Raw genomic sequence first — 20,323 nt, 5'->3', positions numbered from 1 at the left:
AGTTTTTTCGACACTGATATATCTAAACGGACGTTAATTTGTTCAATGAGAAAAGCCGTGAATAGCCAAAAAGACAGTCAACAAAATAATAAAAAATCGCTTACCAATATGCAGATGCCACGATTCGAGCAAGTTTGTGTCATTGGACTTGGACTCATTGGTGCCAGTCTTGCTCAAGGCATCAAAGACAATGGTCTCAGTGAGCGTTTGGTCGCTGTTGATAGACACACGCCAAGCATTGAGGAGGCCATTCAACATGGCTTACTAGACGCGGGAAGTTCAGCATTGAGTGATGTGGTCGCTGGCAGTGATCTGATCGTCATCGCTGTGCCAGTACAAGCTGTACAAGCAGTGCTCGTCGATATCAAAACTGCGATGGACAATGGACAACTGGCGACTGATTGCATTATTAGTGATGTTTGTAGTACCAAGGTCAATATCATCGATGCCGCCAAATCGGTGTTTGGTTCGCTACCGACGGGACTAGTGCCAGCGCATCCGATTGCTGGTGCTGAGAATTCAGGATATCATGCCAGACGCGCCAGTTTATTTGTCAATCATAGTGTCATTATCTGTGAGCTACCGACGACCAGTAGTGCAGCTATTGCTAAGTTGCGACTATTATGGGAATCAGTGGGTGCAAATGTCATGTCAATGGAAGCCGAGCATCATGATTCGATCTTAGCGCATACCAGTCATTTGCCGCATTTGCTCGCTTTTAATCTGGTTGAGCAGTTAGCCAGTCATGATGATAATTTAGATATGTTTCGCTATGCAGCGGGCGGGTTCCGTGATTTCAGCCGCATTGCTGCCAGCGATCCTAAAATGTGGCACGATATATTTTTTGCCAACGAAAGCGCGATTGTTAGCGCCCTTGATGAGTATGGCGTCTATCTACAGACCATGCGTCAGCTTATCATTGATAAAGATTCAACCGCCCTGATGGGACTTTTAGGCCGAGCGCAAGCCGCACGGCGACATTTTGGCCATATGTTAGCCAGCACCCCTTATACGGATACTTCTGCCATGTCAGCATCTTATAATATTACTCCTAGCAATACCGTTTCAGGCACCATTACCATTCCTGGTGACAAATCTATCTCTCATCGCAGTATCATGCTTGGCAGCCTTGCAACAGGTGTCACGCATGTCACTGGGTTTTTGGAAGGGGAAGATGCACTTGCGACCTTGCAAGCATTTCGTGACATGGGTGTGACGATTGAAGGGCCTGATAACGGCAAATTGACCATTCATGGTGTTGGTATGAATGGACTCAAACCAAGTAAGACACCGTTATATATGGGCAACTCAGGCACCAGTATGCGTCTGCTATCAGGTATCTTGGCGGCACAGTCATTTGATAGCGTATTGACAGGTGATACCAGTTTAAACAAACGTCCGATGGAACGTGTGGCTGCACCACTTCGCGCCATGGGTGCTGTGATTCAAAGCACAGGGCATAGTGGTACCGCACCACTTAGCATTACTGGTCGTGAGACGGTTGGTAAGCCGCTGCAAGGTGCTGAATATGATATGCCAGTAGCGTCTGCACAGGTCAAGTCTTGCTTATTGCTGGCGGGACTGTGGAGCGAAGGTACAACGACTGTTATCCAACCTGAAGTCAGCCGCGACCATACCGAGCGTATGCTATCCGCCTTTGGTTATCCAGTGACGGTAGAAGGTAATCGTATCAGTGTCACAGGTGGTGGTCAGCTAACAGGCGGTGATATCGCTGTGCCTGCTGATATTTCTTCAGCAGCATTCTTTATGGTCGCTGCTGCGATTAGCCAAGGTAGCGAGTTGACCTTAACACAAGTGGGTATCAATCCGACCCGCACGGGCATTATTGATATCTTAAAGCTGATGCAGGCTGATATTAGCTTGAGCAATGAGACTCATGTCGGTGGCGAACCAGTCGCTGATATTACGATTCGTGGTTCAAACCTAGTGGGTATTGAGATACCAGAGCATCTCGTACCGTTGGCGATTGATGAGTTCCCAGTATTGTTTATCGCTGCTAGCTGTGCAAAAGGCCGTACGGTATTGACTGGTGCCAAAGAGTTGCGTGTTAAAGAATCTGATCGTATTGCGGTCATGGCTGAAGGATTGCATACTCTCGGTATTGATTGTACCGTGACGGATGATGGGCTAATTATTGAGGGTAAGAGCATTGAAGGTCAAGGTACAGAAAGCGAGAACCACGAAGTCAATAACAGCCAGCCTGTATTCGGTGGTGGTCACATTATCTCGCACCATGACCACCGTATTGCCATGAGTTTTGCGGTTGCGAGTTTACGTGCGTCTGAGCAGATCACTATCGAAGGGGTGGAGACCGTTAACACCAGCTTCCCAGGATTTGCAGAATTGGCCAATCATATTGGTATGTCTATCCAAGTTGATAGCACTAATGCCTAGTATGATTATTGATTGAGCTTTACGTAAAATAGTTTTTTAAAACAGCGTTTATCGTTAGCAATGTGTTGATGCCCAAACTGGTATCAACGCATTGCTTTTTTACTTTTTACCTTATCTGTAGTAACCCTGCGCACCTGCTTCTATGTTTATATGATTGATAGAAGTAGGTGAGATCGCGCTTTGCTCTAACACGTTGTATTTTATTATGACCACCCAAAATATTGTCAAAAAACCCGTAGTCCCTATCAAAACGACGAGAAGCGGTATCATCACCGCGCTTATCGCTTTCTGTATTTGGGGTGCTTTTCCCCTTTATTTTAAACAACTGGCTGCCTACAATGCGACAGAAATTATCGGTCATCGTATTGTTTGGACGTTTGCATGTTTACTCATCGTAGTGGTCGTGACCAAGCGCTGGCAATGGATAGATACCCTGAAGCAAAATCCAAAATGGATCGCATTAACTTTTATATCAGGTATTATCATTGCGACTAACTGGCTCACATACGTATGGGCGGTCAATCATGACCGTATCCTTGAGGCGAGTTTGGGTTACTTTATTGGCCCGCTCGTTGGTGTCGCGCTATCGATGATTTTGTTCAAGGAGCGCTTGCGACGCTTGCAGTGGGTCGCTATTGGATTTGCACTGTTATCTGTGGTCATTCAAGTGGTTATGATCGGTAGTTTACCGTGGCTATCGCTTGTGCTAGCCTTTAGTTTCAGTACCTATGGTACGATTCAGCGTCAAACGCCGCTCACGCCTGTCGATGCGATGTTTGTCGAAACCACGATGCTCGTCCCTATTTTTCTTTGGTGGTTTTGGCAGTCTGATGTGGTCAGTAGCCAACTGAGCTTTTGGTTTACGTCGGATATTTGGCTGTTAATGATTGCAGGTCCTATTACACTGATACCATTATTGCTATTTAATAAATCGACTAAGATGGTCGCTTTTAGTATTTTAAGCTTTATGAATTATCTGACCCCGACCTTTATTTTCTTTTTGGCTGTATTTTATTATAAAGAGCCATTTGATTTACATCGTTTAGCGGTCTTTGGCTTGATTTGGTTAGGTCTGCTATTATTCAGCATTGACCTATGGCGTCATCGCCCAAGCAAGGCCTTAAAAGCAGCGCGCTTGCGTGAAGAAGCACTGCAGCAAACCAATTAAAAAAACTAAGTTCAAAACTCTAATTAAACACTTAGTAAGCAAGGATGAGAGCATGTTTCATACTGAATCTGATGTGGTATTTGTAAAAGGTTTAAAAGTAGAGGCCGTCATCGGTGTCTACGAGTGGGAGCGGGCGATTACGCAACCGCTGCTGATTGATATCGCGCTGGAAACCGATATTAGCGCTGCTGCTGTGTCAGATGATGTCAATGATGCACTGAACTATAAAGCAGTCTGCGATGATGTCAGCGAGTGGTGTAAAGAGATTAAAGCGAAACTGCTTGAGCATTTGGCAGGTCAAATTGCTGACAAGCTACTCACAAAATACGCCTGTCATAAAATTACGCTGAGCGTTGCGAAGCCGACTGCTATTGCACAAGCGGATGCCGTTGGGGTGCAAATCACGCGCTATGCATCAGCGTCAACAGACAAGCTAGCTACTAAAGAAGCTGCCAAAGAAGTTAATGACAGCCAAGCCGATGATGCATAAAATGTCAGTTGAGCTGAATTTAGCAACGCTAGAAAAGCAGGTACCGTCACAGTTGCAAGCGCAGTCTGTGACGGCGGTGATGTTGGCACTGGGTAGTAATTACCAAGCCGATAAGCACTTGCCACGTGTTCGTAAGGATTTAGCAGCCCTAGGCGAGATACAGTTATCAACGCCGTTTCAAAATCCTGACTTTACAGCGACTATCGAGCTACCAAAACCTGACTATACCAATCAGTGTGTCTATTTACGTTTGGCAAAACCTGTGACATTGCAACAGTTGCAAGCGTTGTTTAAGCAGATGGAAGGTGAGTGCGGTAGAGAACGTTTGGCAGTAGCAAAAACGTCAGTCAAGAAAGTCACCATGGATATTGATATTCTGTTGATAGAAGTAGTTACTGATAAAAATAGCCTAAGCAAAAATTCGTTTTCTGATCACAAGTCCGAATGGCTAATCATGGCCGATCGCTATCCGTTTAAAGCGCATGAACGCGCAGGGGTTGAGGAGTTAGTTTAGAATCATCTCTAATTCACTGGCTTATTATCTGTACCCCCATGGTTAGTAGCCTGCTACATTCTTCTTGCTTGAAAATCCTCGTTTTTTAAAACAATATCAATTTCATCTGTGTAGTAATCGCAAACTAAAAAACTATACACGTATGTAAACAATTGTTAGTATTAGTTACTAATTATCTCTGAAATTCTTCCGTTCATGCAAAAACTCATTAATTTTCTGAAGATAAAACCAATCATGAGTTTAGCAATCATACTCATGATGTTTACTTTGTCTGACTGTGATAAATCCCCTTCCGAGCATCTTCAATCCTTGAATGAAGACAAATATCCTGTAGCAAATATGCCGTTAGGACATTCAGTCGTCGTTAATCCCAAGTTAACTAATTTTACCGTTGGTAAACGCCAATTGGACACCTGTGCCTGAGGGTTGGACGGTGTTAGGTCAATTTAACTCATTAGCATCAGATTATTCTATGCAGGCGGCGTAAACAAGAATAATAAATCACTCTCACTATTAGAGAAAACATCACATGACCATAAAATCCTTCCTCAAACCCGTACTACTGGCTTTGTGCTTACTACCGTTATCATCTTGCAGCTCATTATTTAAGCCCAAAACGATGACCATCGAATATGATGAAGAAGTTAAGTTGCATAATGGTGAGATGATATGGGTGCATATTACTCGGCATTATTTCTATACTAGCGAACCATCTACAGGTGGCGCTTATATGCCCAGCAAGGTCGAGATTAGCTGGGATACGGGTTTTGAGGGGGTGGGGCGAAAGTCGGTTTATTTTAAAAGACAGATTACAACTATAGAGAAGTTAAATAACGAATGGTATGTCTATGGAGCAACAGATAGGAATGTAAAAGGTTCATACAACCAATCTATTAGCTGTAATGATGTAGGCAAATTTTATTTTAATGGAGATGCCTGTCTTGTTAGAGTTAATTCGTCAGGTAAATTTTTGAAATCGCCTGATGATGAAATTTATAAGTTAAAGACCATGAATATTTTATATTCGAATGGTTTTACTGAAGATGAAACTTTAGACAAACAACTAATAACATGGCAAAAAAAGTTAGACATGCAATACGGAAAGTCTAAAAAAGACCAAACAATTAATTTAAAACTTTTTTCTGAACAAGGTAAATAATTATGAGTAATTTGACCAATGCGCAAAAATCTACTTATGCTTTGCTTGCCGACAATGTTTACTGGGATGTCAGATATGGTTATAAAGATGAAGGTATTGATGGATATGACTTCAGCAACACCAACTGGCCACCCGTGCCTGAAAGTTAGACGGTGTTAGATCAATTTGACTCATTAGCGTCAGATTGTTCTATGCGAGCGGCGTAAACAAAAATGATAAATCACTCTCACTATTAGAGAAAACATCACATGACCATAAAATCTTTCCTCAAACCCCTGCTACTTGCCTTAAGCCTGATACCGCTATCTGCATGCAGCTCATGGTTTCAGCCAAAAACTATGACTATCGAATACGATGAAGAGGTCAAGCTCCACGATGGTGAGATGATATGGGTACATATTACGCGGCATTACTTTTTGACAGGTGGTGCATTAGGGGACTCTGCTACGCTAAGCTCTAACTATTTACCAAGCGACGTTGAGATTAGCTGGGATACGGGCTTTGAGGGGGTGGGGCGTAAGTCGGTGTTTTTTGATAATGTTATGTCTGTCTCTAAATATGATGGAGAATGGTACGTCACAGGTTCTAAAGGCATGACAAACAGTAAAATAATTAATGAAAGTTTGAATTGTACTGAAGTAGGTGTTTCTTATGGTAACGGCTGTACTGTAGCTATAAATTCGCAGGGCTTTTTCAAACCTGACTCAAATAGTGAAAAATTAGTTTTTAAAGGTTGGAATATCTTATATCCAATTGGCATAAAAGACTGGGGTTCAGTACCGAGACCATTAGACGGTAAAAAAATAACATGGTCTGAAAAAATTGAGTTAGAAAGTCAGCAATCTGAAAGATTCAAACGAATTACTAAGGCATCTAAATAGAGGAAAGAATATGAGTAACTTAACCAATTCAGAGAAAGCAGTTTACGCGTTATTAGCTGACAACGTATATTGGGATGTCAGATATGGCTATGATGAAAAGTGATAGCTTCATATTAAAGCCCTTTACCGTGGTGAGAACACTTTAGCCTGCTATGACGCAAGGTATGCGGGTATTACCACCTTTTGTCTTCATGGCTAAATCCATGTCGATATTTTCTTTCTCTAAAAAGTTTTTGTTCATGGATGGCTTGCCTTTCAAAATAAAGTAATAACCAAAGCCTTCAGCTTCACCATCATACACAAAGCTTGAAATACGAAGTACTCTTACCCCAAATTTAGTAAAATCGACATCCATATTTACGGTGCGTTGTTGTTCAGATTTTTTGTATGTTGTTCTTATTAGTTTGACGCCGTTAATTTTGTAGTCATTACCTATAGCAAACTGATTCTGAGATATACGATTCACAGTGCTTTCTTGCAAGGCAAAAGCAATACCAGCGATATTCTGTCTATAAACAGAATCACACTCAAGAGTAGATTTCGTTACTAAAGACTCAATATCTACTTCTATGTAATGGTTTGGGCTATCGTTATGGGCTGCTATGGCATTGCTAGACATAGGAAATAGTAGACTTATCGCACAAGCGCTAAAAATGCTTGTTCTAACGTATTGTAATCTAGTCATGTTCAATTACCCTGATTATTCTTGATTAGATCTTAAGTTAGTTTTGGATTGATATCTTATATTGATGACACATCCTAGAACGGTTCAGCGTAGATCCAGCGCTCTATACTATCATCAGGGTTGAGCGTCCAAATGACATTGTAAATGTGCTGCTTATTAATATAGCTAGCTGTTAAGTACAATTTTTTGGATGTGGTATCGCTATAAACCATGTGCGTGCCTTTTTCAACACCCTTAGTATGGCCATTCATTTAGGATACTGTGGTCAAAGTCATTTGGTGTGGTCTGCTAAAACAGATGCTTTGGTATTCGTTATTCTTATAGGTAATGTGAACATTGAGGTTGTCACTGGCAAGAATCTCATTATTTTCAGTGCTTAATACTGAATTTCCTTGTTGCAAGTCGTTAATTCTAGAAGCATGAATATAACCATCGCCTTTTGGTGTAGTAGAAAAGCAAAAATCTCCAAATCTACCACCTTCATTATGGCAGTAAACGAGGGTACCGCTTTTTACTTTGGTAGTTATAACGGAAGCCAAACTGGGTAACGCTCTCAAGTTGGTGTCGCCATCATTATCATAAATAACGCCATAACCGCTAATGTCTTTTTTCAGATAGGTTGTCGCATATGCAGAGACTGATAGCAATGTAATCGTGGAGAGCACTAATACTTTTGATAGAATGACGTTCACCATTTAATGATCCTTCATGTTTTGAAGTAATATTTGACTCGATATTAATCAGATCTAGGTGCTGATATCGACGGTTTATAGTCAAATAAAAGCTAGGGCGTGTCTTCAATTCACCCGATAGTCATCTAAATGGGCTAAAAATGGCTAAATCTTGCCAAACATCGTCAAATAGCTGGTTAATATCCCGATATTATCTACGCTATTTTTCTTGTTTGACAGCAATTTATCTCATTTTTATCACCATTTTTGAAATGAAGACACGCCCTAGTTGCGGCGATTTTTATTTATTTAGAGCTGTTGTTCTCAATTTCTGTGTTTGGTGGTTCGGGTCTAATCATCCAAAGCCTAAGATGATCTGATGCCGTTTGTCTTTGTAATTTTTTAATCGGTAGCCAACCTACTTTAGTACTAATACCACTGACGTCTTCATTACCCGCCTGTGATCAAAATCCCTCCAAACGCTCACCGAAATTAATCATTAAGCTTATCTCCTTTCTTTTTCTTGTCTTAGATATACTTTCAATAGCCTCCCACTTAATGATTTCAGTTTCACAAGTGCTGTCGTTAGCACTGACTGATATTATTGTATCTGCATTATGATCGAAATCTATAGCGTCAAAATACTGACAGTTAAATGATTGAATTTCGAGGGTGTAGGATCGATGTTTTGGGCTAAGTTCTTTATGAATCTTTCATCTCTATATTATATTTTTCAGAAGGGTAAGGTTGAATGACTTTTATATTTAGAGAAATTACGGACGACGACTTAGATTTACTTTTCGCTTCACCAGATGTTAAAGAAGCGCTATATGGCATGTTTTTTAGCAGACAAGGTGCTGGATGCATGATTGATTTTAGCTGGAGAATAGCTGTCATTGAAGCAACAGGCGAGATGATTTTTAGTTTAGGTGGTTTTTCGGGTCTAGAGGGAGAATCGCCACGTTACGCTTATCTGTTTAATAAGGGTATCTGCACTATGATTGAAACAGCAGAGGGTTATGAGCTATCCATATATTATTGTTCTTCTATATTGCGGGAAAGCCTGCCTCACATCAAAGAAGTAATGACGCAAGCGCTTATTTATGGTGGAGAAACGCTAACGGGAAACAATCTTAAGGGGTTGCCTGAAGAGATAAAACGTATCGCTATGAGTAGAACTTATACATTTATTGAAAGCAAGCAGCGGCACTTTCGTTAATCCTAACCACTTTTAAACCAATGATTAAAAGAGAATACGATGAGTGCTTATATCTATAGAGAAATCACCAAACGAGATATCGATCAATTATATGCTTCGAGAGATGCTGAGAAATGGCTAATTCCATACTATCAGGGTCCAAAGACCTACTACGATGTTGGAAAGGAAAGGAAAGCATAGCAGAACCTATAGCGTCTGAAGAGTGGAAGTTGTTTCGTTTTTCAGAAAATTTCGAACGTTATGATACAGCAGCGTGGTTTATGTATTTAGAGAAAGATGGTTCTTTGTTAATTATGCAAGATAGATGGCCATTAGAAAACGATAAACACCCTATGTATCCCAATAGAGAGCAAGAGTTCGTTATTCTTTTTTATTCTAAATCGCTTGAAAATACGATTCAAAAGATTTGTGAGTTGGTGGTTGATATTGCCACCCAAGGGGGCGTCTACTTAACAGGAAAACCCGAACCTGATTATTGGGTTGATCCAATTGTTACTTACAGAATGGCAGAGCCTAATGATACAGGAAGAGATCTATAATGAACATTAACGAGATGAGTAAATATATATATCGGGACATTACAGAACAAGATTTAGACGAACTCTACGCTTCACCAGAAGCTGAAAAGTGGCTAGCACCACATTATGCATTAAGAAAATATAACAATGCTGTGAGGAGTATGAATTTAGTAGAGCCCAGTGCGACAAAAGCATGGAAATTATTTTTATTTTTAGAAGACCATGAGAGAAGAGACGAAATATCAGACTGGTATGTTTACTTAAATAAAGATGGCTCTATATTGATTATGCAGGAGAGGTTTCCTATGCCGCCACCATATGAAATATATTCAATAGATCCTGACCGTGAACAACAGTTTGTGGTGCTCTATTGCTCAGAAGCTCTTGAAAGTGATATTCAGCAAATTTGTGAACTAGTCGTTAGTATTGGCACGACACCTTCAGGTGAAAATGACATAACATCTTGGACAGCATCAGACTTTTGGGAAGACCCTATTATCTCATACAAAATGGCAGCACCTAATGACTACGGGAGATACAAATAATGAATATTAATGAGATGTCAGGACAGCAGTTAATTGATTATATCAACAATGCTGATAAGCAGTTCACGATTCAAGAGCTAAAAGACATTATTCAGCAGGCATCATCATTAGCATGAGTCGAAGACGCCGCTGATGCTGCGGTATATTAAATGAAATTTACTTCTGCTCAGTAGCTATGTCATCAGCCTCATCTTTACCAATCACATCGAACTCTTCTAAACACAGTTTGTCATATTCTTTTTTACAAAAACTAGGGTCGATTTTGCACATGGCGGCTTGTAGTTGATCGAGGCGGTTTTCTGATTGCTGAATGTGTTCTAGCATTTTAGCAAACGCTTCTGCAACGGGATCTTGTGAGGTTGGATCGATACCATAAGCCTGAAATGCTGTATCGCGTGCAGTAGCTTGTTTTGAGGTTGCTGTTTTTTCTTGTGACTTAGTATCTTGGAGCTTAGCATCTTGTGATTTTTCGGCAATTGGATTGCCTTTTTCATCATGATGATCGGAAATCATACGGGCCGCATTACCGACCATCGTAGCACCTGCTGGTACGGGTTTTACCACCACCGCATTTGAGCCGATTTTGGCATTTTTACCGACTGTGAATGGCCCTAATACTTTTGCACCAGCGCCAACGGTCACACCATCTTCTAGCGTGGGATGGCGTTTGCCATTATTCCATGACACACCGCCAAGGGTAACGCCGTGATATAAGGTGACATCGTTGCCAATCTCGGCCGTTTCACCAATGACGACGCCGACACCATGATCAATAAAAAATCGTCTACCTATCTTGGCAGCAGGATGAATCTCAATGCCAGTCATGATACGCGAGCCATAAGAGACTACACGTGCCGCTAGTTTTTGTTCGTTATTCCAGAGACAGTGCGCCCCGCGATGTAAGATAAGCGCATGGATGCCAGGGTAGGTCAATATGACTTCGAGACTGTTACGCGCCGCAGGGTCACGTTTGAATACCGCATCGATATCTTCTTTTAAATCCTTTTTGATGCCGGTAAGCGTCTTTAAAAATTTGGTTGGCAATGACATAAAGCGTCCTATCTATTTGTCGGTAGAGTGTCGTTACTGAAATAGCGATCTCTTTCATTTATAGTTGTTAGATTTTAATCGTTGTTAAGTCTGCGTAAATATTGGATTTTACTTACGCTCAGGTCTTTCAAGTTATAGCAGTTTTACACGATAAAATATAGTGATGAGCTATTAAATACTCACAAACCCATCGATTAATATGAGTTCGCGAGTGTCGATTTTATATTTGGTAGCAGTCCTAGGGCATGTCATCAATTAGCACATTGATACATTTAGTGGCCTTAAAATGGCTAAATTTTGTCAAACATCGTCAGAAATCTTGTCAACATGTTCATATTTACGGCGAGTTCTTCCTTGTTTGACTGCAATTTTTCTCATTTTAAGCCACACAATCTAAATGATGACACGCCCTAGATAAGACATCTAGTTTTTCGACAGTTTGGCAATCAATGCACTTAGTAATTGATACTCTTTTTGATCAAGCTGTACACGCGAACCCAGTCTAGAAAGTCGTGATGGCAATGACTTTAGATGTTCGCTATCTGCCAAATTACGCTGAACCATGAGGTCAGTCATACGCTGAGTGAGCTGTAGTAGCTGCTGCTGGGTGATGGCTGGCTCGTCCCACTGCTGACGCAAATGAATATCTAGCATTGGCTGAGCAGTTGTGCTGACATCTGTATTTGAATGATGAGCAGGCATTTTCGTGTGCGTCTGTGCGTAAGCAAAGATAAAGCTGGCGATCACTTGCACTGCTGAGGCGACATTCAATACAGGATAAGCAGGATTGGCATCGATTTGAATATGATAATCTGCATAAGCCAACTCTTCATTGGTTAAGCCGCGATCCTCACGACCGAACAATATCGCGATATTTGGTTTACCGTGAATGGCTGTGTCTTGCTGATCCATAAAGTCAAACATGATCTTGGCTGCCTGCGTGGGTGTGACCACAGGTCGAGGCAAGTGACGGCTGCGACTGCTGGCAGCGAACACGAGCTGGCAGTCTGCAATAGCAGACTCAAGATTTGGGGTGATAGTCGCTGATGAAAGCAGCTCACTGCCACCTGCGGCATGAGAGACACTGGTGTCATCAATCGGCAGTTTGGGCTCAACGACCGTTAGGTGCGAGAGCCCCATAGTGTGCATTGCGCGTGCTGCTGAGCCAATATTAGCAGGCAAAGTCGTATTGACCATGACGACTTGCACAGCCTCTAGGTAATCACTCACGCTATGAGCTGACGGTTCTGAGAGAGATGGTAACGCTTCAGATGATGGAGTCTCGCTACGCATTTATTGCTCCAATCTTAAATTTATTTCTCGTTCAGCGCATTCTAATGCGGCTGCGATGTCTTCAATAAGTGCGGCCTGTTCACCGATACGGCGCTCACGGCAGCACTCTTGCAATTGACTGCTAAGCTTGACCAGTTGTGTCGTTCCCAAGTTAGCACTAGCACCTTTTAGAGCATGAGCGGTCTCATAACCGTTGGCATGATCGTTTTCTTGCTGAGCGGTTCGCAGCGTTGCGACACGTTTTTTACTGTCTATGAGATACACTTGTATTAAGTCGGCAAAGTCTTCTTCGAGCAGGTCACGCATGTCTTCAAACTGCTCATGATTGATAATTTCTTCAGTTTGTTGAGTCATATTGTTATTTGGGTTGTTTTCCATGGTGTTATGTCCAATTGTTAAAAGTTAAAGCAATAAGGTTATAGTCAAATCCTCTATAAACTGAATACGGTGTCAGCCTCGCTCAGCTTCCTTATATTCAAATTATATTGAACAGACTATAAGATGTATTGAGCGTGCCCTTGATTGATGATAATAGGTTTTTAAAGCTGCTAAGTATCTTAACTATAATGAAAGTGTAAATTGTCTTCACTAATCATGGTCTTTAACTGCTGTAAGTTGTCATCGTTAGGGTAGATTCGCCAATGCTCGGATAGTCCCACATTAGCAATACCAAACGCTTCATAAATGCTCAGCCCAAGCGGTAGGCAATTATCATTAATAGAAGTGTCCGTATTGCTTAAGGCACTATTAGCATAATTTTGGTCGGTAGTGCTGCCATTGTCTAATGCCAGTAAATCATTACCGTTTTCATCGTACAAACTGCCACCCATCTCAGGGTCGTAAGCGCCATTACCACTGTTACTGTCTTGCTCATCCTGATCGCTATTATAAGCCAAGCGCGGTGTAGGTATGATGTCAGCTTGTGCTGACTTGAGTAGTGGTTGTAAATGCATGAGCAACTTAATGTCGCTACCATGAACTTTAATGCTTATTTTTTTGAGCCAACGCAGGCGTGCATCAACCATACTCATGGCACTATCAAGACGGGCAAAGAGACGACCCTCACGCTCACGAATGCTGCCTTTAATGATAACCACTTCGTCGACTTTTAACTGGTCTTTTACGCGGTTAAAGCGCTCTGCATAGCAGCTGACTTCTAACCTTGAGGTACCATCGTCTAAGGTAATGACGTTGCGAGTACCAAAGTTAGCGATGTCTATAATCAACCCTGCAAAATAGCAGCTGCCGTTATAGCCAGTGTCTGTCAGTTTATCGAGGCGAGCACCTGACGTGTAGCGTTTGAGCTCTTCTAAGTATTCATTGATTGGATGCCCTGTTAAGTACAGTCCCAAGGTGTTCTTTTCTGCTTTTAGGCGATGCTTGTCACCCCAGATTAGCTCTGGTGTCATAACGAGTGGCGGTGCGGCGACGACACCATCCATTTCACCAAACAAATCCATCATGCCTATTTCACGGTTTTGACGGTCTTGCTCAGCGGCCTGTACGGCGCTTGGCAACTGACTCATCAATGCACCGCGAATCTCGTAAGCTTCATCGGCTGGCAAGTCAGGTCGTAAGGTTGCGGCAAAGTCATCAAAACAGCCTGCACTGACCAATGCTTCAAGGGTACGTTTATTGACCTTCTTAATATCAACACGGCGACAAAAGTCATATAAGTCTTTAAAAGGGCCTTCGCGGCGGCGTGCATCCACGATAGACTCAACCGCACCTTCACCCACGCCTTTAATTGCGCCCAAACCATAAATGATATTGGTCGGCGTGTCAGCGACAAAGTGCCATTCACTACGATTCACGGATGGATTAACCACGGTCAATTCAAAGTTTTCGCGGCAGTCATTGATAAAGAACACAACGTTGTCCGTGTTGTTCATATCAGAAGTTAAGACCGCTGCCATAAATTCGGCAGGGTAGTACTGCTTTAGATAAGCCGTCTGATAAGCCAAGACACCATAAGCGGCAGAATGCGATCGGTTAAAACCATAACCGGCAAACTTTTCCATCAAATCAAATACGCCACCTGAGGTGACTTCATCGATGCCTTGCGCGGTGGCACCAGTGACGAAGATGTCACGCTGCTTGGCCATTTCTTCGGGTTTCTTTTTACCCATCGCACGGCGTAGCATATCAGCACCGCCTAAGCTATAACCTGCCATCACCTGTGATATCTGCATCACTTGTTCTTGATAGACAATAACGCCGTTGGTGTTTTCTAAGATTGGTTCAAGATTGGGGTGGTCATAGATGACTTCCTCACGACCATGCTTACGGTCGATATACATCTCTACCATGCCGGCATCAAGTGGCCCCGGACGATATAGCGCACACATGGCGATAACATCTTCGATGTTGGTCGGTTGTAATTTGGCCAGATACTTTTTCATACCCATGCTTTCTAACTGAAAGACAGCAGTGGTTTTGGCATCTTGCAATAGCTTATAAGCTTTTTTGTCATCTAACGGCAAATCTTCTAGGATCAATGCATCTTTGCCTTCTTTGGCACGGCGCAAGTTGATATTTTCAACCGCAGCATTGATGACGGTTAAGTTACGTAGACCCAAAAAGTCAAACTTCACCAGACCAACGGCCTCGACGTCATCTTTATCAAATTGACTGACGCGATGTCCTTCATCATCACAATAGATAGCACTAAAGTCAGTGATTTTATGCGGGGCAATTAATACACCACCAGCATGCTTACCGACATTTCGGCAGACGCCTTCCAGTTTGAGTGCCATTTCCCAAACCTCAATGGCATCTTCATAATCCATATTGTCAGGATTAGAGATTAAGTCTTTAAGCTGTGGCTCTTGTTCGAGTGCTTGGCTGAGGGTAATACCGGGTGTTTTCGGAATTAGTTTGGATATTTTATTGGCCAAAAAGTATGACTTGCTTTGTACCCGCGCTACATCACGCACCACGGCTTTTGCTGCCATCGTACCAAAGGTAATAATCTGCGAGACCGCGTCACGGCCATAAGTTTGTGCCACATAATCAATGACTCGGTCACGACCTTCGATACAAAAGTCAATATCGAAATCGGGCATCGATACGCGTTCAGGGTTCAAGAAGCGCTCGAATAATAGATCGTAGTGGATAGGGTCAAGGTCGGTAATGTTTAGCGCATAAGCGACCAGCGAGCCAGCACCAGAACCACGACCCGGTCCAACAGGCACGCCATTGGCTTTCGCCCAACGGATAAAGTCCATAACGATTAAGAAATAACCCGGAAACCCCATTGAAAGGATAATCTCAAGCTCATATTCTAGGCGTTCGTCATACCTCTGGCGAAAGTCGTTCCAATGTTCAGTACGCTCGGCGACAGGGAATAGCTTATCTAAGCGATTATTTAGACCACGTACAGACTCTGCCCGAAAGAACGATTCAATCGTTTCACCTTCAGGCACAGGGAAGTCGGGCAGGACGTTAATGCCTAGTGTCAACGTCACATTACAGCGGGTGGCTAAGCGTAAGGTATTGTCAATAACCTGTGGAATATCAGAAAATAGCTGCTCCATTTGAGCTTGAGTCTTTAGGTACTGCTCATCAGAGTAAGTCTGCGGACGATTGAGATCAGCCAATACATAAGATCCTGCAATGCAGACACGTGCCTCATGGGCATCAAAATCATCTTGCTCTAAAAACCGCACATCGTTGTGCGCGATGATAGAAATGTGGTGTTTGGCACCCGAATGAATAGCAGCCTGAATAAAGGCGTCTTCGCCTGAGCGACTGGTGCGCTTGATGGCGAAATATAATCGATCAGCAAACTGTGCTTGCCACTCGGTAATCAGTTCATCAGCCTTCTCTGGCATCGAGCTAACCAATGCTTGGCCGACATCAGATTTTTCGGTAAATAATACAATCACGCCTGCCGCATGTTCCAAAATATGACTGCGCTTAACCACTGGTACACCGTGATTGGCATCATCGGCACGCCCTTCGGTAAAGCCAAGGGATACAATACGGGTAATGTTTTGATAACCTTCATTGTCCATCGCCAGTAAGGTCAGTCGTGTGTCTTCATTTTCCATGATGACTTCGCTGCCGATAATAGGCTTGATACCAGCGCCTAGGCAGGCACGGTAGAATTTTACCGTGGCATAAAGGTTGGATAAATCGGTCAAGGCCAGCGCGCGCTGATTGTCAGCCGCCGCCGCTTTAACCATCGGCTTAATACGCACGATAGAATCAGTAATTGAATATTCGCTGTGAATGCCAAGGTGTACAAATGCCATAGAAGACTCTTACGGATACGATCGGAAAATAGGCTGATAAGAAATAAATTTTTAATTATCAATGGCTTAAGATTTTAATTTAGTCTGAAAATACGTTGTTCACCGTATTTTCTTGTTTCAAATCAGGTCGTTAATAATAGCATTATTTGCCGCAGACAGCCACTGATTCAGGGTTATCAAATCAAATGGGATGTACTTAATAGTGAGTTTTACTAGAAAGAAAAGCCCTCTGCATCATAGTGATAGAAAGGGCTTTGATATATAAGAGAGAAGGGTTATTTCATAAGTATTTAGCGTTTATCATACTTATCACTATATTCTATCCAAAAATCTGCGTTTTCAATACCTACTTTTCTAGGGTCAAAGATAGGATCTAGTCCAAGCTTTTTCTGTTCGTCATAATCTTTGAGTACTTTAATGGCGACTTTGCTTAGCAGTAATATGGCAATGAAATTAAGATAGCACATACTGCCAAACCCAATATCGCCTAGAGCCCACATAACGCCCACAGATTGTATGCTACCAGCAAAACACACGACTAAAAATACTATTTTTAATAATGGCTTTAACACAGGGTAGCGTAGTTTGCTATCCAAATAAACGAGTGTGGTTTCAGCAATGTAGTAATAAGCAATGAGGCAGGTAAAGGCGAACAAGAAAATAGCAATAGCAACAAAGCCGCTGCCATACTCGCTAAATACCGTAGACACTGCGGCTTGGGTAAAGGCTGTTCCTGCTGCCACGCCTGGTAAGTTCTCTACCAAAACCAAGCCTTCAGTAGGAATTACGTTGTACATACCTGTTGATAAAATCATGAGTGCAGTCGCAGTACAGACAACCACCGTGTCAATATAAATTGAAAAGCTTTGTACGAGCCCTTGCTTGGCAGGGTGTGATACCTCGGCCGCTGCCGAACTGAAAGTTGCTTCACCAGCACCAGCCACATTGGAAAAAACAGCGCGGCGCACACCCCAAGAAATAGCCAAACCAATAATACCACCAAATACAGCATCCATCCCAAATGCACTTTTGAAGATAAGTGCAAACATCGCTGGTAAGTTTGAGGCATTAAATGCCAGTACGATGATCATCATGACAATATAGCCAATGGCCATAAAGGGCACCACCTTCCCAGCAAAATTGGCAATGCGTTTGATACCACCAAAAATGATAAAACCTAGCATAACAACAATGATAATGCCCGTTACGGTGGGCGAGATATTAAAAGCAGTATTAAAAGAATCTGCGATGGTGTTGGCTTGAACCCCTGGCACTAATACACCATAAGACAAGCAAGTAACTGCGGCTACTAATATCGCAAACGGCTTCATTTTTAGTCCGCGTTCGATATAAAAAGGCGAACCACCTCGGTACTGGTCATCAACATTATGTTTGTAGACCTGTGCTAGGGTTGACTCAACAAAAGCACTAGCCCCGCCAAGTAAACCCATGATAATCATCCAGAATACTGCCCCTGGGCCGCCCGCAGCAATAGCAGTGGCAACACCCGCAATATTACCAACACCAATGCGCCCAGATAATGCCATACAAAAAGCCTGGAATGAGCTGATGCCTTGGTTTGAGGTTTGTTTATCGAATAACAACCTGACCATCTCTTTAAGATAGCGAAACTGTACACCACGGGTCATCACCGTAAAATAAATGCCAACCCCTAGTGCCAAATAAACCAGTGCATCGCTCCATATATAGCCAACGATGGTATTGATAATTGCTTCCATAGCCTACGTCCTTTTAAAGGGGGATTTAATGCGAATAAATGGATTTTTATTCAGATTAAAATCGTAACGAGTCATTAGGTGCTGTGCAGCCATTTGTTGTCATGCTATAACCGCACATCATAAGATTAGTTGATCAACCAGATGGTTTTGGTTTGTGCATACTGGGCCAGTGCTTCAAGGCCATTATCGCGGCCACCAAATCCTGACTGTTTGTAGCCACCAAAGGGTGTGGTAATATCACCCTCTGAAAACCCGTTGATAGAAATCGTACCCGCTTTGATAGCAGAGGCCACGCGGTAAGCCCGTTTAATATTTTGAGTATAGAAAGAGGCTGCTAGACCATATTTAGTATCATTTGCTAAGTGAATGGCTTCTTCTTCTGTCTCAAAGCTAGTCACAGCAAGTAAAGGGCCAAAGACCTCTTCTTTGAACAGTGTCATGCTTGGGCTGACACCATCAAAAATAGTGGGTTCTATATACCAACCACTGCCCATCTTGTCGTGAATCGTACCGCCTGTGACGAGAGTTGCACCTTCTTGTTGAGCTATTTTTAGATGCTGGGTGACTTTGTCAAAATGTGCTTCTTCAATCATAGGGCCAATGGCGGTGCTAGGATCATATGGCGAGCCGACTTTCCATCCTTCAAGGCCTTTTTTTAGCTGATCAAGTAGACGTTCTTTTTGGCTGCTGTGCACCAACAATCGTGAACCACAGCTACAATTTTCACTCATGTTCCAAAAAGCAGCAGATAAAATATCATTGATGGCATTGCCATCTAGTACGGCATCATCAAAGACAATTTGCGGGCTTTTGCCACCGCACTCTAAGACAATCTCTTTTAAGTTGCTTTGCGCCGCATACTGTAAAAACAATCGGCCGACCTCAGTTGATCCAGTGAATGACACCATATCTACATCCATGTGTTGACCTAATGCTGCACCAACGTGTTCACCAAGCCCACAAACCATTTGCAAGGCTTCTTTTGGTACGCCAGCTTCATATGCCAGCTCTGTCAAACGGTACGCTGATAAAGAGGTAAGCTCGGCTGGCTTCACAATGACAGAGTTGCCCATGATGAGTGCTGGCGCTACTTTCCATGCATACATTTGTGCTGGAAAATTCCATGGCAATACCGCACCAACCACACCAATCGGTTCTTGAACAATCAAACCCAATGCGCTATTACCCGTTGGTGCAATTTTACCGAACACTTTGTCAGCAGCTTCTGCATACCACTCAAATGTTTCTATCGTGGCTGGAATGTCTGTGTTCAGACATTCTGTGATGGGTTTGCCTGCATCCACACAATCTAAAGCTGCCAGTTCTTCAGAATGCTTGTGCATCAAAGCGCACCAACGTTGCATGATAGTTTTACGTGCTGCAGGGGCCAAGCGTCGCCATTCTCCATTATCAAAAGCAGCTCTTGCTACTTTTACGGCAATATCAACATCATTGGCATTGCCAGATGCGATATTGCCAATTAGGCTGTTGTCAATTGGGGTGGTATTGTCTATAACGGTGGTTGATAGGTCATTGCTAGCAACTAAATGCCCTGCCCATAGCTTTTGCTGTTTAGCTTGTTCAAACACATGTTCTTTGGTGATGTTCATGCAGGTAATCCTTATCTGATGATTTTGATACTAAGTGACTGCAACTAATGGTAGAGACGGCGACTTTAAGTGAATGGTTCTGATTTGTGATCTATCATCTACTATTTACG

20 protein-coding genes are annotated in these 20,323 nt (G+C 42.6%); 11 read left to right on the top strand and 9 right to left on the bottom strand.

Features of this window, described 5'->3' with window-relative positions; genetic code table 11:
* Positions 1–108 precede the first annotated feature (108 nt).
* The 8 genes from I6E84_RS03025 to I6E84_RS02990 all read left to right on the top strand — a co-directional run bounded on the left by I6E84_RS03025 (position 109) and on the right by I6E84_RS02990 (position 6,627).
* Complete coding sequence (locus tag I6E84_RS03025) at positions 109–2,415, top strand: bifunctional prephenate dehydrogenase/3-phosphoshikimate 1-carboxyvinyltransferase (protein WP_197216478.1); 2,307 nt, start codon at positions 109–111, stop codon at positions 2,413–2,415.
* Between the two features lie 205 nt (positions 2,416–2,620).
* Positions 2,621–3,583, top strand: a complete 963-nt coding sequence (gene rarD, locus I6E84_RS03020) for an EamA family transporter RarD (protein WP_197100343.1) — start codon at positions 2,621–2,623, stop codon at positions 3,581–3,583.
* Between the two features lie 52 nt (positions 3,584–3,635).
* Positions 3,636–4,073 carry a dihydroneopterin aldolase gene (gene folB / locus I6E84_RS03015; RefSeq protein ID WP_197216064.1) on the top strand — a complete coding sequence of 146 codons (438 nt, stop codon included), beginning with the start codon at positions 3,636–3,638 and terminating at the stop codon, positions 4,071–4,073.
* Positions 4,048–4,587: a 2-amino-4-hydroxy-6-hydroxymethyldihydropteridine diphosphokinase gene (locus tag I6E84_RS03010; protein WP_227681283.1), complete on the top strand. Its 540-nt coding sequence runs from the start codon at positions 4,048–4,050 to the stop codon at positions 4,585–4,587. The genes folB and I6E84_RS03010 overlap by 26 nt, the downstream gene beginning before the upstream one ends.
* A 234-nt stretch (positions 4,588–4,821) precedes the next feature.
* Positions 4,822–5,010, top strand: coding sequence for a hypothetical protein (locus I6E84_RS03005; RefSeq protein WP_197216062.1), 189 nt, complete (start codon positions 4,822–4,824; stop codon positions 5,008–5,010).
* A gap of 106 nt (positions 5,011–5,116) precedes the next feature.
* Entirely contained in the window at positions 5,117–5,746 is a 630-nt protein-coding gene (locus I6E84_RS03000; RefSeq protein ID WP_197216060.1) for a hypothetical protein, read from the top strand.
* Positions 5,747–5,748: 2 nt separating this feature from the next.
* Positions 5,749–5,895 carry a hypothetical protein gene (locus I6E84_RS02995; RefSeq protein WP_197216058.1) on the top strand — a complete coding sequence of 49 codons (147 nt, stop codon included), beginning with the start codon at positions 5,749–5,751 and terminating at the stop codon, positions 5,893–5,895.
* Positions 5,896–5,994: 99 nt separating this feature from the next.
* Positions 5,995–6,627, top strand: coding sequence for a hypothetical protein (locus I6E84_RS02990; protein ID WP_197216056.1), 633 nt, complete (start codon positions 5,995–5,997; stop codon positions 6,625–6,627).
* Positions 6,628–6,769: 142 nt separating this feature from the next.
* Here I6E84_RS02990 and I6E84_RS02985 read toward each other — a convergent pair whose 3' ends face one another.
* From I6E84_RS02985 to I6E84_RS02975, 3 genes are all read right to left on the bottom strand, one after another.
* The gene (locus I6E84_RS02985; protein WP_197216054.1) at positions 6,770–7,312 is read right to left on the bottom strand and encodes a hypothetical protein; all 543 of its coding nucleotides are present in this window, start codon (positions 7,310–7,312) and stop codon (positions 6,770–6,772) included.
* 74 nt (positions 7,313–7,386) lie between these two features.
* Entirely contained in the window at positions 7,387–7,563 is a 177-nt protein-coding gene (locus I6E84_RS02980) for a hypothetical protein (RefSeq protein ID WP_197216052.1), read from the bottom strand.
* Positions 7,564–8,007 (bottom strand): hypothetical protein, encoded by a 444-nt coding sequence (locus tag I6E84_RS02975; RefSeq protein WP_197216050.1) that lies wholly within the window; start codon positions 8,005–8,007, stop codon positions 7,564–7,566.
* A gap of 727 nt (positions 8,008–8,734) precedes the next feature.
* Between I6E84_RS02975 and I6E84_RS02970 the strand changes: the two genes are divergently transcribed.
* From I6E84_RS02970 to I6E84_RS02960, 3 genes are all read left to right on the top strand, one after another.
* On the top strand, positions 8,735–9,202 hold the full coding sequence (locus I6E84_RS02970; RefSeq protein ID WP_197216048.1) for a hypothetical protein: 468 nt from the start codon (positions 8,735–8,737) through the stop codon (positions 9,200–9,202).
* Positions 9,203–9,315: 113 nt separating this feature from the next.
* Positions 9,316–9,741, top strand: a complete 426-nt coding sequence (locus I6E84_RS02965) for a hypothetical protein (protein ID WP_197216046.1) — start codon at positions 9,316–9,318, stop codon at positions 9,739–9,741.
* Positions 9,741–10,265, top strand: coding sequence for a hypothetical protein (locus I6E84_RS02960; RefSeq protein WP_197216044.1), 525 nt, complete (start codon positions 9,741–9,743; stop codon positions 10,263–10,265). Before I6E84_RS02965 ends, I6E84_RS02960 begins: the two co-directional genes overlap by 1 nt.
* A gap of 156 nt (positions 10,266–10,421) precedes the next feature.
* Here the strand turns inward: I6E84_RS02960 and cysE are convergent, their stop codons facing one another.
* The 6 genes from cysE to I6E84_RS02930 all read right to left on the bottom strand — a co-directional run bounded on the left by cysE (position 10,422) and on the right by I6E84_RS02930 (position 20,213).
* Positions 10,422–11,315 (bottom strand): serine O-acetyltransferase, encoded by an 894-nt coding sequence (gene cysE, locus I6E84_RS02955; RefSeq protein WP_197216042.1) that lies wholly within the window; start codon positions 11,313–11,315, stop codon positions 10,422–10,424.
* Positions 11,316–11,738: 423 nt separating this feature from the next.
* Complete coding sequence (locus tag I6E84_RS02950) at positions 11,739–12,608, bottom strand: RNA methyltransferase (protein WP_197216041.1); 870 nt, start codon at positions 12,606–12,608, stop codon at positions 11,739–11,741.
* Positions 12,609–12,986 carry an Hpt domain-containing protein gene (locus tag I6E84_RS02945; RefSeq protein WP_197216040.1) on the bottom strand — a complete coding sequence of 126 codons (378 nt, stop codon included), beginning with the start codon at positions 12,984–12,986 and terminating at the stop codon, positions 12,609–12,611. It lies immediately after the preceding gene.
* A gap of 179 nt (positions 12,987–13,165) precedes the next feature.
* Complete coding sequence (gene dnaE, locus I6E84_RS02940; RefSeq protein ID WP_197216039.1) at positions 13,166–16,864, bottom strand: DNA polymerase III subunit alpha; 3,699 nt, start codon at positions 16,862–16,864, stop codon at positions 13,166–13,168.
* A gap of 290 nt (positions 16,865–17,154) precedes the next feature.
* Positions 17,155–18,603 (bottom strand): alanine/glycine:cation symporter family protein, encoded by a 1,449-nt coding sequence (locus tag I6E84_RS02935; protein WP_197216038.1) that lies wholly within the window; start codon positions 18,601–18,603, stop codon positions 17,155–17,157.
* A gap of 125 nt (positions 18,604–18,728) precedes the next feature.
* Positions 18,729–20,213, bottom strand: a complete 1,485-nt coding sequence (locus I6E84_RS02930) for an aldehyde dehydrogenase (protein ID WP_197216037.1) — start codon at positions 20,211–20,213, stop codon at positions 18,729–18,731.
* Positions 20,214–20,323: the final 110 nt, after the last annotated feature.

Source organism: Psychrobacter sp. SCQQ22 (genome assembly GCF_015864605.1).
Classification (GTDB): Bacteria; Pseudomonadota; Gammaproteobacteria; order Pseudomonadales; family Moraxellaceae; genus Psychrobacter; species Psychrobacter fozii.
The sequence above is the reverse complement of the archived record's forward strand: the minus strand, read 5'-3'. Positions and strand labels throughout refer to the sequence as shown.

What these genes read in the sequence shown, in the direction of transcription:
- I6E84_RS03025 (WP_197216478.1), top strand. Translation starts at nt 109, where the DNA reads ATGCAGATGCCACGATTCGAGCAAGTTTGTGTCATTGGACTTGGACTC.
- rarD (WP_197100343.1), top strand. Translation starts at nt 2,621, where the DNA reads ATGACCACCCAAAATATTGTCAAAAAACCCGTAGTCCCTATCAAAACG.
- folB (WP_197216064.1), top strand. Translation starts at nt 3,636, where the DNA reads ATGTTTCATACTGAATCTGATGTGGTATTTGTAAAAGGTTTAAAAGTA.
- I6E84_RS03010 (WP_227681283.1), top strand. Translation starts at nt 4,048, where the DNA reads ATGACAGCCAAGCCGATGATGCATAAAATGTCAGTTGAGCTGAATTTA.
- I6E84_RS03005 (WP_197216062.1), top strand. Translation starts at nt 4,822, where the DNA reads ATGAGTTTAGCAATCATACTCATGATGTTTACTTTGTCTGACTGTGAT.
- I6E84_RS03000 (WP_197216060.1), top strand. Translation starts at nt 5,117, where the DNA reads ATGACCATAAAATCCTTCCTCAAACCCGTACTACTGGCTTTGTGCTTA.
- I6E84_RS02995 (WP_197216058.1), top strand. Translation starts at nt 5,749, where the DNA reads ATGAGTAATTTGACCAATGCGCAAAAATCTACTTATGCTTTGCTTGCC.
- I6E84_RS02990 (WP_197216056.1), top strand. Translation starts at nt 5,995, where the DNA reads ATGACCATAAAATCTTTCCTCAAACCCCTGCTACTTGCCTTAAGCCTG.
- I6E84_RS02985 (WP_197216054.1), bottom strand. Translation starts at nt 7,312, where the DNA reads ATGACTAGATTACAATACGTTAGAACAAGCATTTTTAGCGCTTGTGCG.
- I6E84_RS02980 (WP_197216052.1), bottom strand. Translation starts at nt 7,563, where the DNA reads ATGAATGGCCATACTAAGGGTGTTGAAAAAGGCACGCACATGGTTTAT.
- I6E84_RS02975 (WP_197216050.1), bottom strand. Translation starts at nt 8,007, where the DNA reads ATGGTGAACGTCATTCTATCAAAAGTATTAGTGCTCTCCACGATTACA.
- I6E84_RS02970 (WP_197216048.1), top strand. Translation starts at nt 8,735, where the DNA reads ATGACTTTTATATTTAGAGAAATTACGGACGACGACTTAGATTTACTT.
- I6E84_RS02965 (WP_197216046.1), top strand. Translation starts at nt 9,316, where the DNA reads ATGGCTAATTCCATACTATCAGGGTCCAAAGACCTACTACGATGTTGG.
- I6E84_RS02960 (WP_197216044.1), top strand. Translation starts at nt 9,741, where the DNA reads ATGAACATTAACGAGATGAGTAAATATATATATCGGGACATTACAGAA.
- cysE (WP_197216042.1), bottom strand. Translation starts at nt 11,315, where the DNA reads ATGTCATTGCCAACCAAATTTTTAAAGACGCTTACCGGCATCAAAAAG.
- I6E84_RS02950 (WP_197216041.1), bottom strand. Translation starts at nt 12,608, where the DNA reads ATGCGTAGCGAGACTCCATCATCTGAAGCGTTACCATCTCTCTCAGAA.
- I6E84_RS02945 (WP_197216040.1), bottom strand. Translation starts at nt 12,986, where the DNA reads ATGGAAAACAACCCAAATAACAATATGACTCAACAAACTGAAGAAATT.
- dnaE (WP_197216039.1), bottom strand. Translation starts at nt 16,864, where the DNA reads ATGGCATTTGTACACCTTGGCATTCACAGCGAATATTCAATTACTGAT.
- I6E84_RS02935 (WP_197216038.1), bottom strand. Translation starts at nt 18,603, where the DNA reads ATGGAAGCAATTATCAATACCATCGTTGGCTATATATGGAGCGATGCA.
- I6E84_RS02930 (WP_197216037.1), bottom strand. Translation starts at nt 20,213, where the DNA reads ATGAACATCACCAAAGAACATGTGTTTGAACAAGCTAAACAGCAAAAG.